General features: G+C 66.8%; 1 protein-coding gene (cut by both window edges). It reads left to right on the top strand.

This entire window lies inside a single protein-coding gene on the top strand: locus ACQPYR_RS34725, encoding a LacI family DNA-binding transcriptional regulator (protein WP_433635445.1). The 118200-nt coding sequence extends 19316 nt beyond the window's left edge and 84906 nt beyond its right edge, so the window shows coding positions 19317-33294 (codon 6439, partial, through codon 11098, complete); the first complete codon in view begins at nucleotide 2. Both codon boundaries (start and stop) fall beyond the window edges.

The following is a 13978-nucleotide window of genomic DNA, read 5'->3' as shown; positions in this document are numbered from 1 at the left end:
GGAGCAGCTGCGGTTGTCGCGCATCCTGCTCGACCTCGCCGACGCCGCCGAGGCGTGCGTGGCCGCCGCGCGGCGGGTCGCCACCCTCGACAGCCACACCGAACTTCTCGAGCAGACCGCTCGGATGCTGCGTCGAGCCGAGGAACTCGCCGCGCAGGCGCAGGCCGACGATCACGAGGCTGCGATCGCTGGCCGCCAGGAATTGTCCGAGCAGATAACCGGATACGAGACCGCGCTGACCGAAGCGCTGGACCGGGCCGCTGCCGACATCGACCACATCCTCGCCGACTCGCCGGAAAGCACTGGCGCTGTGGTCACCGGCCCGACCGATGGTGTGCGCCGGTCCCCTGCACACGCGCGCCCGGCCGACGATGCCGGCCGCACGCCACGCCCGCCGACCGGCGCCGGCCGTGGTCGGCACCGGCGTAAACCCGGTCACCATGCCAAGCTGCTCGATGGGTCGGATGCCGACGGCACCACGACGCCGCTGCGCCCCACCAAGCCCCAGGCGCGGCACCTGCTCAATGGAGTTCCGCAGGTATGCGTCGCAGAAAGCATGTCGTTCGGCGTGAATGTACTCGGCCTGCCGGTACGACCGCCGTCGATGCAGGACCGCTTGATGCAACTGCAGGGCACGAGCCCGAAAGATGCGGCGCTGGCGGCGAATGCCAAATGGTATCCGGGCGGGTTCTCCTCGCTCGATGAGATGTACGTGATCGCGGCACAGGGCGGCACGGTCTTCGGCGCGGTCGACTTCGGTGACATCGGTGCACACATGTTCGTCGTGTACCAGGGCAGTGACGGCGAAGTCCGAGTGCACGAACTGGTCGCCGAACTCGATGGCGACGTCACCGTCAACCGGGTCGACGATGTGCGGTTCGACGAGTGGGATAAGCCCGAAGGTCCCTTGTACGGCATCGCTTTCGGCAAAGACAAGCAACCGCTGCACAAGCTGGAGCAGGGTGAAATACCGCCCGACAACCCAGGCGTCGACCATCCGCGACGCAACCTGAGCCGGCGTTTCGAGTCTGAAGGTCCCGACAACGAAGGTCCCGACAACGAAGGCCTGGACGACTCGACCCCACCGGAACTTCCGGCCGACCCCGGCGCGGTGGGTGTCGGGCCGGTGCTGGCGCGACTGCGGTGGCAGTTCGGAGGTCTGCAACGGTCCGTGCTGAGCACGGTATCCAAGCAGCTGCTGGAACAACTTCCCACCGACATTGCCGGGTACGCATTCGACCGGTCGGAACTGGCCGCCCCTACTTCTGCTGTGCGTGACTGGGTACTGGCGCAGCGAGATGCGGCGCGTACGCGCCTGAACGAGATGATCGCGCGCATTCCCGAGGTCGAGTCACGTCGTGCCGAGTTCACTCTGCCCGCGGATCTGTCCGACGCCCTGCAGGTCATGCGGGTGCTGGCCAATATTCGGGAGTGGCTCCAGGAGCGGGACGGCCAACCTGCCGTGATAGTGGATCTCGCGGGCAATTTCGCGCTGTGGCACAACGAAGCGGTAATCGTCGAAGACGCGACGCGACTGGGTGCCTGGGTTCGGCATATCGAATCGCTGGATGCGGCGCTGCACGATTCCTACGCTCAGCACTCGCAGGGTGCACCTCATGGCGCGCAAGCGTATCGATCGCTGGTTGCCGACGCGATTCGGCTCGAGGAGCTGGCGCGGCAGGTCGAAGAAGCCAGAAGTGTGCCGAGGGACATCGTCTTCGAAGCCACCAAGCATATGGACCCGGAAGACTACGGGCTGACTTACGAAGACCAGAGCACGGTACCCGGGCGACAGACCCTGCTGCGGCTGTCGCGTGAACTGTTGGACGCCGAAGATGAATTGAAGCCGTCCACCGGGCGCGATCCCGCTCCGGACACCGAGACGGCGGCCAGCGCCCGCAGACATGCCGAGTTGCGGACGCTCATCGACGCGCTCGCTGCCAACGCCGAGCGTATCGACAGGCTGCGTGCGGCGACCGAGGCATTCGACCTGGGCTGGGCGACGCTGCTGACGCCGGGATCGTTTTCCGATGGTCGGTTCGGTGCCGAGCTGACCAGGTTTGGAGAGGATTGGCCCGACGCACGTGCGAAGTTGTCGCACTCCGTTGTGGATTCGGCTCAGGAGTTGGCGAAGGTCGGAGACGGGCGGTACCGGGGAATCCCGGCGGAGCCGAAGGCTGCCGACGTCGCGCGGTTGAGACTGTGGCACTCGCAGGTGCGTGGTGAGCTTGCCGAATCCCTGGGAGTGAACCCGGCCGACTTGACCCTTGCCAGGGTGCAGTGGGTGCTCGAGCTGGAAGGGCTCGAGGGGAATGGACCACTTGCCCGGATCTATCTCGCCCTCGATGTATTGCTGACCTACCACACCGAGTTCGTCCGGTCGGACAGTTGGTTTCGCGGGGTCACGGTGTTGGGCCAGGCCCTGCGATATGCCGGTGCCCATCGGCGGGCGGCCGACAACCGGTACGCCGTCGCCCGTGATCGCTACCGCCGGATGTTCCCGGATGCCGATCAACCTCCGCAGCATTGCGGAGAACTCGGTGAACTCGAAGAGCTGCGCGCATTCGCCCAACAGCCGGATCGAACGCGTTTCCTCGATCTCCGGCACCGGCGTGCGGAGTCGGAGCAACGCCGGGCGGCGCTGACGGATTTGCTCGCGGCAGGTGAGCAGCTCCGGCACTGGACGCTGCTCACCGCACGACTGGATGCGCAGGCGCGGCAGCTCGACAGTGTGGCCGGCCGGCGGCGCGACGTTCGTGAAAGGCTCGATGCGGCCGACGCGCAATTGCTCGGGCGAGCAAAACAATTCGGAGTGCCTGCGGCGGACGTGGCGAATCCGAGGGAACGCGCCACCACGCTACGTCGACTGCGCGACGCGGCAATCGTGGAACTGTTCACGGCGCAAAGCCCGGAAAACCAGTCCGCCGCCCCGCAACCCGATATCGGTTCCGAAGCACGGCGCATCGACCAGCTGGCCTCGATGATCGAGCTGGCCGACGAATACTTCGCGCTGTCCCAGGAATTGGGCCACCTCGAATCACAGCTGGACGGGGCCTTGATCGGGGTCCAGAGTGTGGCGGCGGCATTCGCGGCTGTCGCCGAGGGCGCCGGAGGTGGTGTCGTGGCCTACCAGCACCCCGATACCGGTGAGTTGATCACCCCGCCGGGTTCGATCTCCGCACATGAACTGGCTCAGTGCGCGCAGCACACACTCCGTGATATCGCCGCCTACTACGGGCTTTCGATCGAAGACCTGTTGTCGGCGCTGGGTGAGCAGCAGCGTCCCCTGGCCGGATCGCTCATCAGCCAAGTCGAGGCAGCGCTGCCGCAGTTGCCGGTGGAGGGGCAGACCCGTTCCGACGATGACGAGGCACTGCGGGCACAGCATGTGGCCGATCTCGCCACGGTGGAAAGGATGTTGCGCGAGTGGGCCATTCAGCGCGAAGGGCAGCAGGCCGGGAGCGGCGATCGAGTCGGTGTCGTGGTCTTCGTTCCGAACCTGGCCGGTGATGACCGGCACGGCGGGCTCGGCCACACCTTCTGGCTGACTAGGTCGGTGGACGAGCACGGTGAGGTGCACGTCGAGCGCCGGGACCTCGGCCTGCTGGTGCGTCAGCCGGATCTCGTCGTGTCCCCGGACGAACGGGGGCAGCCGGTTCTGGCCCTGTTCCTGGACAACCAGGGCAGAGCGTGCCGGGTGGCCGATGGTGACCGGGCGCCGCAGGTACGTACCGATGACGAGAACTACCGGGTCGGTAGGGATTTCGACGAAGACGGTCGACCGCTGCGCAAGCCGGCGCCGGACAAAGCGGGGCAGGCGCCGCAACAGCCGGCCGTACCGGATCCTGTTGTTACCCAAGGGGGGAGTGCGGACCCTGGAGGCGCAACCGTGCCCGCCCAGGGCGCGATATGGCGCACCGGTGAGGTGCCCGACGACGACCTGTCGGTGGGCGGTCTATGGGAGTGGCAGGCCGAGAATGCGGACCTGGTATTCGCAGGCACGGACACCGTCGACGGCAAGCAGTTCCGGGTCGGTGTCACCCAGGTCGAAGTCCTGCCCGCAGGAACGGCCATCGGGCTGAGCATCGATCAAGATGGGCATCAGGCTCGGATCATCGTGGAATTCGGCGGTAGTCCGATGGCCGCCACCTACCGGTTGGTCGAAATGGGCGCTCACGCCGAGGCGCTCGCGCCCGCGATGCGGCGCCTGCACGAACGGATCGGTGCCTGGCTGGCCGAGTCGCAGCTGGGCTGGGCGGTCGATAGTCCGGCGCCGACCGAGGATATCGACCGCACCGGTGCCCGACGGTCGCCGTTCGATCGGGGCCGGGGATTCGAGGTGACAGTCGGTCTGGACGATCTCGAAGAGATGCGTTCTACGGTGCGGCGACGGCTGAAAACGCATGTGCTCGGCTGGCCGGGACACTACGCCCGCGTGGCTCGCGTCGCCCTCGAAAGTGCCCTTGATCAACTGCAATTCGACGGTCGAGAAGAAGTTCGCGTTGAGGTGAACGTTTCCGATGACACCGTGCGGATCGCCATAATCGACGATGGCAGTGACTCGCTGTCGCGCACGTTCGCGGGGCCGGGGAGGAAGATCGAGCAGTACTACCGTTCCGGTGTGACACGGACCGATTCCGGGCGGGTCGCCTGGATCGAATTGACGGCTGCCACACCGGAACTTGTGACATTGGTGCGCGCCGCGGTTAACGGTGTCGACGGTAGCGCGGTGCGATCGCTGCTGGACGCTGACACATTCGCTCCGGCCGATGTCGAGACGGCCCGCGCGGCCGGCCGCGGTGCGATGAATCTGTGGCAGGCAGCTGAGGAAGCCGATCTGACCTCGGATCTGCTGCGCGAATATCCGCAGTTGTATGAGATGACCGGAGTCGTGCCCGAAAGCGCGCTGCACGAGCATGTTCAGGGCATGGTCGGAGAGCGGCTGATGGGGCTGCTGCGGGTGCCCAAGGATGCATTGCACCCGGCCGAGCAGGATCTGTTGCCGAAGTGGTCGGCGATCGACCAGGCGTTGTCGGCGGTGGTCGAGTCCACCGAGGAGGTCGTGCGCGGCACGGATACCTCCGTGCGGTTGCTCTCGTGCGAGATGCTCACCGATGGCGGTGAAGCCGGCCGCTGGCGGATCCAGGTCGCCGTCGGTGACGTGCGCGATGCTCGGGCGCTGATCCATTACCGAGCGGGCACCGTTTCCGATACCGAGGCGATAGCGCCGGCCGCGCGGGAGGCAGGAGAGTTCCTCCGCTCGCATCGGGACGGCACCGACCCCGACTCGGAGGCGATGGTCTTGACCATCGACTACGACTTCGCCGCGATCACCCGGCCATCGATGTCCTGGGATCGCATCGTGGCAGAGCGCGACCATGAGGACTCCGCGACCTTTGGGCACCAAGTGGCTGCGATGAACGCTGCCTACGAGGCCGCGCACGGGGAGCCGCGAGAACGAGTGGTGCTGGTCGGCCGCCGCGATGCCGCCGAAGTGGTCAACAACGTCTGGGCGAGCGGGGAGCTGGCCGGGGAGTACCACGAGGTCGATGTCCGTGAGTTGTGGGACCCGATAGCGCAACGGCGGCAAACACGCACTGCTGCCCCGGCCGAGGTGGAACAGCTCACGCGGCGGTTGCGGATGCTCGGACCCGAACCCACGGTCTGGCAGGTTATTTCGCTGCTGCGCGAAACCGGTGGTACCGCACAGGATCTGGAGAATGTGGCCGAGGTCCATCCCGAGCTGATCGCGCAGCTGCCGGGCGCCCCGGTACGGGCTCGCCACATTGCCGCGCTGCTGGGATATATTGCCGCGCCGCAACAGCATCCCGAGCAGGCGAACCAGCTCGACGATCTGCATCACACGCTGCGCGACTTCCATCGCACCGCCCACCGACTGCCGGGTTCGCCGGAGCCGATGTTGCTGGCCAAGGACGGTTCGGTGGTCGCCATCGGTGACTTGGCCGATGCCACCCAGATGGAGTTCACCGTATCGTTCGGCAGTAACGAGCTGCACAGTGCTCTGCAATGGACTGTCGACGGTCACCACAGGGCACTGGCGGCGCTCGCCGGCGCGGCCACGCCGGCCCGGGTGGCTTCGCTCGCGTACCACGGAGATAGCCTGCAGCAGCTCATCGATGCCATCACCGCGGTGTGCCAGGCCGATGTATTACGGGGCGTGCTGGCAGGAGAGGATTGGAATTACCCGGCGCTCGCGATCAGTGCACCAGCAGAGTTGAACCCGGAGTCCGGGTTCCCGCGCGGGTTGCTCACAAGGGCCGTGGGCACTGCGCGCGATTTCGTCTACACCACCAACAAGATATGGGCGGCGGGCGCCAACGCCGGGCTGGATGGTCATGGGTTGCTGCAGCCCGGGCCCGTGCGCGAGGACTTACAGCATCGACACCGGCGCGCCCGCGACGAGCTCGCCGGGCTGCTGGCGCGCGACCGGGTCGGCGCGAACGCCACCGCGGAGCAGATCCTGGAGCAGACCGAACACTTGTCGCAGGTGCTGGCCGACCCGCTGCTGGCGGTGCAGGAGCTGGTCGATCTCGACGACAACCATGCCTGGCAGCTGGATTCGGAGAAGGTGCAGGCCTCCGGTAGATTCCGCCGGTACCTCGAGCTGACCGAACTGGTCGGCGAACTCGACCGTCTCGAATCCCGCATCCACCGACTTCTGTTGGTGGACAAGGGGATACGGGCAGCGAAAGGGCGTGCGCGCGCCGATAACGACAGCACCGAGGACTTCGACAGGTTTGCCGCGCGAGCTGAGGAACTGTCCCGGGTTTCGGATGATCTGGCCGCAGTCGAACGGCGACGTGGCTCGCTGACCGATAAAGAACAGGCGTTGCTGACTGAGCACGACGCCGACACCGTCACGTTGCGGCGCAGCCGGAGCGCGATGGCCGAGTTGCAGGAAATCGCCGATTTGGAGCTGGCCTTTGCCGGTGACATGCAGTCGGAAAACCAGGCTGCGGAGTTGCAGCAGCTCTTGTCCATCGCGGAGCGGGAAGCCGGACTCGACACCAGCACACACGTGCTGAACAGGGTATTCGACAACCTGCTTGCCAACCTGGCCCAGGACGCCGCGACACCCGCGCAACGCACCCCGCCACCGGTGGCGCCCACCGATGGGGTGCGGTCGGCGCCGGTGCAGCCGCCGCCGGTCGACCCGGTCGCCGCGATGTTCGACAGTGTCGTCGAATGGTCCGGGCCGCTGAGCGATGCGCAGGAACTGCATCTCGCCGGTGTGCCGAAACTCTGTGCCGTCGATGCGATGTGGTTCGTCAAGGAAGTGCTCGGTGTCGCTATCGACCCACCGTCGATGTTCGCCACCGCGATCCAGGCCAACGGTATGCTGCCCTCTCAGATAGCCGAGACCGTCCACGCCAAGTGGAAAGAGAACGGCTTCGCCGATTTCGAAGAGATGCGGGCGCTGGCCGCCGAAGGCGAGATCGTCCTCGGCACCGTCACTCACGGTGCGGCCGGGGCGCATATGTTCGTGATGTATCGCGCCGCCGACGGCACGGTGATGGTGCACGAACGCAAGGGCCATGAGGTCATCGACGTTTCGTTTGCCAAGTGGGACAAGCCGGGTGGGAGGCTGCACGGCATTGTGCTCGGGCCGGTGGGGCAACGGCGCCATCCGCTGCTCGACGGCGAGTCGCCCGGCATGGTCGGGGTCGATATGCCGGGCCTGGAAGACGAGGGGCGGCTGGTCGAGGCACCCGTGGCTGGTAGTCCGGAAGACGGGGCGCTGGGTCGTGAACGTTTGCAGGCCGCGGTGGCTGCTGCGGGTCTGTCCGACATAACCGAGTTGCTTGCGGGCGGTGCCGTCGATGTCGCGGACGTGCGGCGCAGGGCTCGCGGTGCGGTCGACCTCTGGGACAACCTCCTCCACAACGACTGGGCAGCCCGCCGGGAACTCAAATCGGAACATCCGGAGATCTTCAAGGCTGCCGAAGTAGTGCCGAGCAGTGAACAGAGTGACAAGAACCGGGGCGACCTGGCGATCGAACTGTACGAGCTCGAGAAGCGGCCGAACCTCGATGCCGCCGGAGTTGCCCGGCGGCAGGAGTTGCGCCAGATCCTGGCGGCGTGGGAGGCCGCCGTCGCACATGGGCGGAAGATCGGGACGCCCGTGCACCTGGTCTCCGCCGCCGACGGCGTGCTGGTGATCGAGTTCGGTGATCGAAAAGCCGTAGCGCAACACCAGATCTGGTGGGTACCGCCGAACGCCGACGGGTCATCGGAGTTGGCCGCGCGGGTCGGCGAGGCCGCCGATATCGCGAAGGCGGAGAACCAGCCCGACCGGGTCACCGCCACGATCGCGGTGTTGCGCTACGGCGCCGCGGGGCGGACCGACGCAACCGTCGGCATGATCGGCGACGACCTGGTATACCGAATCGCCTCGGGCCAAGCGATGCATGAAATGCGGTCGCCGCGCCAGCCCGTGCCGACTGTAGAAGTCATCGCGCAGGGCGACGGCGCGCAGGTGTGGTGGCGGGTGGCGGATCGGCTGCCGGAGGCCGGTACCGATCTCGAACCAGCCGTGTACCGGGCCCGGCAGTGGGCGCGGATTCTGCCCGGCGCTCCGGCATTCGAATTACGGTCGACACCAACGACATTCGCGACCTTCGGCGACCCGCGTACCGCCGATCATGTGGCAGTGGTGGTGAGCGGTCGGCCGGGTGCGCAGTCGCCGCGCGACGGACTGCGCGATGCGGCCGGTCTGTATGCTGCCGAACTCCGGGCGCATCCGGGCCGCACGGTGGCGGTGATACTGGCGCAAACCGACCATCCGAGCCTGCTGGCCGCCGATCTCGCCGATCTGGCCACCGGCCGGACCGGGGCGGGCAAGATCGCGCTGCAGGCCGACCGGGGAGATCGTGCCCTCGTGCGGGCCGCAATGGCCGATCCGCTGATGGCCGAACACCGCACCGGCTTCACCCGGCCGGTACCGCTCGGTGCCACTCGGCACACCAACCGGATCGTCGCGGCTGCGACGACGGCGGCCGAGACCTATCGCATGTTGCGCGGCGGGCCGTCGCCGCGGACCGTCGAGCCACAACTGAGTGCTCCCCTCGATGAGGTACGCCGGACCACGCGTGCGGAATCGCGTGCCCGCGCAGCGAAGATCGACCTGGTCGAATCCGTCATATTCCGTGCATCGGCGCAGGTCGAGCTCGGATTGCTGACTCGCCGCCGGTACCGGCTCTTGATGAGCGAACTGAATGAGGTGAGTGAGCGGGCCGCGGTGATCGATGAGCGCCGCGTATCGAGCTCGGATGACAGCGACCCCGCCGACCTGGCCCGGCTCGACGCCGAACTCGATACCCAGTTGGATCAGTTGACCCGGATGGCACGGGAGTTCGGGGTGCTCGGTGCAGACACTGCACCCTCCGACACCGACAGCCCCGGAATGCGGCTGCTGGGGGAGATGCTCGAACAACAGCGCACCGACCTGCACACCGCCCACCCCGGAAGTGAATACCGCACCTTCGCCGATCTCGACTCGCAGCGGATACGCCTGGACCACAGCCGCGAGCTCCGCCGCACGCACGCCGCGGGTTTGGCGCGAGAATCCGGTGTACCGCTGGCACAGCTCACCCCGGCCCGAGTGGAGCAGCTGTACGGTCGGTTCACCGCTCAACATGCTGAGGGCCAGCGCGAATTTCACGCGATGAATTGCCAGATCGCGGACGAAGACATCGCGATGCTGCAGCAGTCCGTCGCGATCGGCGACAGAATGGCCCGTCTGCGCAACCTGCACGCCGCCATGGCGCAAGCGCAGGCACGGATCGACGTTGCCGACGAACAGCAGCCGGGCAGCAAGGCCGGGAAGCGGGACGCCGCCGTCGCTCAGCTGCGCCGGGTACGCACGCATGTCGAGCGGCTCGGGACGCTCGCCGCTGAGCGGATGCGGGTGGCCGAGCAGCTGCACGCGGCCGAGGCTGCACTGGTTGCGTCGCCGTTGAGTGTGGAAATGGGTTGGCAGCGTGTGCAAGTCGCGCATAGCGACCAGCTGCGCTGGGCTCATGCGGATGTGCGGGCCACCCTGGCCGCCACGATCGGTGCATCGGTGCTGGCACGCCACGGGCTGTCGGCCGAACATCTCACCGTGGTGCAGGCTGCCGCGCTGCTGGATGCCGGTCGCACTGCGGCGGAACGGGCGGCGCTCGACGCGCAACTCGAGAGCTTCCGGCAACTGGACGAGGCACTCACGGCATCGATCTCGGTGGAGAGCATCACCGAGCAGCTGGCCCGCATCGACGCGGCGCTGGACGACGGATTCGGCGCGCAGCTCACCGCGCTGCGCACCGGCGATCGTCCCGGGGACATGTCGGCCTACGAATATCCGGATACCGCGACCCGGAACCACCTCCGGGGAACGGATCTCGCCGGCGGCGAGCGGCTGGGCATGTGCCTGCCGGACGCCACCGATGCCGCCTATCGCAAACTGGGCAAGCAGCCACCGAAGCGACCGGTCGACCTGAGCGGCCTGGCGGGAACCGATGCCCGGCTGGCGCCGCAGTTCGTCGGATCCGATTGGGAAAAGGGCGGTTTCGCCTCGTTCCGGGCGCTGCACGACCGGGTTCGTGACACCGGGGACGTCGTCGTAGCGGTGCTGGGTTATCGCGGTTTCGACAAATCCGAGGAGATCGGTTCGCACGCGGTCGCTGTGTACCTGGACGGCGATACGGTAATGGTGATCGATGGGGATACCGAGACCGAGTTCCACGAATGGGCGTCGCGTCAGCGGGGCGTGGACAGCCTCGCCGGTATGGCGCTGAAGGCCGACGGAACCGGGGCTATATCGCTCGGTCCGGACGGTACTTCGCGGGCGATCGCCGGCCTGGACTTCAAGAATGTCCGCATCGGTGCTCGCAGGGGCGAGATACCCGGGTATGTTCCGCCGCGTCCGGGATTGCCGACCATCGACCGGGCCGCTGTCGAACTCGGTATCCGCGTGGGTCCGGACGTGTTACGGGAGAGGTGGCAGGGTCTGCTCTGGCGAGCCGATGCCGCGGTTGCCGGAGCCGAGGCCGATGGCGAATTCGACGAGGTGGCTCCCGGCGAGCGGGTGCATGCACGGCGCAGAATGCGCCTGAAGCAGATCGAATGGCGATGGAGCGTACTCGATTTCGCGGAACAGGACGCGATCCTGCATACCATCGCCGATGAGATGGCCGGTGAAGATATCCCGGACATGTTGCGCGACAAGGTGAATCGGCTGCGCTTGGTATTCGAGCGCGACCGGTTGCGCACCGCCGAACCGACTGCCGAGAATGTGGCCCGGCTCGCGGAACTCGACGTGTGGGCCGACCGGCTGACCGTCGCCGAACGCTGGGTCGCGCACGTATCCGGGGACCTGGCGGTGCGACTGCTGGTGTTCCCGCGCCCGGGTGAGCCGGGGATCCCGATGATGTCGGTCGGCAACATGGCCACGACGCCGAAACTGTCCGTACACGTCCGCGACAGGACAATAACGGCGCCGAAGCTGCCGGTCCGCCGGGCGGATTTCTTCTTCGGACCTGGCTTCCAACTGATCGAGCGCAGAAGGCCCTCGATCACGGATCCCGAACTGGCGCTGCTGATCAACGAGCTGACCGGCTTCGCCGGTGAAGTCGAGCCCGTCACGGTGGTACTGGCTTTCCCTGCCGGTGACGGCGCCACCCTGCGCCGCCAAGTCACAGACCTCATCGCGACCAGGGACGAAACCGCCGAACCCTTGCAGAATGTCCTGCTGAGGGCCGAAAGCAACGATGCCCTGACCCTCGCCTTCCGTGCCTTCGAACTGACCGCACCCTCCGCCGACCTCCCCGGAGTCGACGACGGCGTATTCGAAACCGATCACGGCACTTTCGGAACCCCCGATGATTCGTTCGAAACCGCCGACGACTCGCCCGCAATCCCCGACGACCCATTCGCAATCCCCGACGACCCATTCGCAAGCGCACCCTTGTCCGGCAGCTACGGGGAGTTGTTATCGATTCCGTGTGCTTTGTTCGCAAGTGAGCCCGTAGACGAGGTTTTCGCGCCGCCACCTGTCCAGCAGCGCGGGCTGAGCGCATCGGAGGCGGTGGAGTTCACTCTCACGAACAGGTCCGCCGCGCGACCGGATGTGGTTTCAACCGCCCTGGCGTGGGCCGGAATGGGCAGTCTGCAAGAACTTCTGGTGCCCGAAGGCGCCGATCTCGCCGAGATAGGCCGCCGCGCCGAGGCCAACGCTCGGCTATGGCGCACCTGGCCGCCGTACGTGCACTACATCCTGGTGAGAGACCATCCGGACATCATCGCCAACGCTCCCGGACTGCCCCTCGAGGCCTGCGACATAGCCCAAGAGTCGGTCCGATCCAAGCGGGTCGCTTCGCTGAATACGGACGAACCGCGGTCGGTTCGCCAGGGCTATCGGGACATCGACATTGCGATGGACACGATGAAGCGCGAAGCGGTACCGCGGACGCTGTCGCAGCGTGTGGACCCCGACACCGGAGAAGTAGAAGTCACCGTGGCGTTCGGTGATCCGGACACCGCGACGCGGGTCCAGTGGGCGGTCTTCGACAATGCCGAGCTGCTGACGGGATTGCGCGCGGCAAACGACCTGTTCAACGGTTTCGCCGACTCCGGCATGGGGCCCGATACCGCGCTGATCGCGGTGGTTCGTGGCCATGGGGACAACCCGGTCACCTCCCCCGAGGAACGGGCCGCTGCGGCCGCGCAACAGTTGGAACGCACGATCGCCGAGCGCAACGGCATGCGCCGAGCGCTGCATCCGTACGGCTTCGGACCGGCAAACCACCTCACCGGCACGTCACGCGCGGTCACCCAGGTGCGGATGGCGGGCGCCGCGACGGTCCAAATCGCTTCCGCCCCAACTGGATCACAACTCGAGATCCGGGGGAAGCTCGGGGCCGCGCGTATCGACCGCGCCGCAGCCGCCGAGCGCGTTGCCGAGTCGATGAGCCAGTTGCCGGTCGACAGGGAACCGGACCCGGCCGCCCTCGAACCCGGCCGGGTGCTCGAGACGATTCGTCCGCTGCCCACGATCGCCACCGATCTGGACAACTTGGCAACCCTGGCCGATCTGTTCGACAACGCCTCGAAACTGGTGCTCGCGGATGCGCAGGTGCGTCGATTCGAGCGGTATCTCGAAGCCGCCGGTCCGCAGCGGATGCCTGGGATCGAGGTGGAATGGGAGCTACCGGCCGCGCAGGCGCGGCATTTGGTGCAGGGCATGCAGTTCCTCGCCCGCGTCGAGGGTTTGGCCGCCGAGATGACCGGTCACCTGGGCGCAGAAGAACGCGCCCAGGTGACCGAGGCCCTGGGGCTGCCGTTGAGTATGGAGGACCTGTCCGCCGATCGGCTGCGCGACGTGCTGACCAACCTGCTCGGACGGGCGCGGTCCGCCGACCACGTCGCGCGGATCGCCCAATTCATCGAGGAGATACCGGATTTCGTCATCGCGGATGCCGAAATCGCACACTTGAAGTGGTGGGCCGGCAGCGAAGGTATCGCCTCCCTGTCCGACCAGGTGAGCCAGGCCAACACCGAACGGGCATTCCTGCGCCTTGACCTTGCCGCCTACGACGTCAATGCCGACACTTTGGATTCCGACGCGGTGCGGCAGGCGCGAGCCAGGCGCGCCGAGCTGCTGCGGGATCTGGCCGCTCTTCTGAAAAAACCGACGTCGGCATTGAATGAGAGGTACCTGCGCAAGCACCTTCGCGGGCTCCAGATGCCCTCTGCTCAACACGGCACCGCGGCCGCGCTCGAGCAGCAGTACACGGCAGCCGCGATCCGCCGATATCTGAACCAGATGGAAGTGACCGCGGCGATCGACGCGTACGTGCGTGCGGGTCACCGCTACGACCGTCTGGTCGAGCAGGCCGGACGGCTCGAGACGCTGGCCCGCAAACTCGGTGCGGATCTCGACGATGAGGCGCGTGCCGACGTTGACGCCGAAATGCATGTC

Source organism: Nocardia sp. CA-120079 (genome assembly GCF_050955745.1).
Taxonomy (GTDB): Bacteria; Actinomycetota; Actinomycetes; order Mycobacteriales; family Mycobacteriaceae; genus Nocardia.
This window is presented reverse-complemented; position numbering and strand designations above follow the sequence as displayed.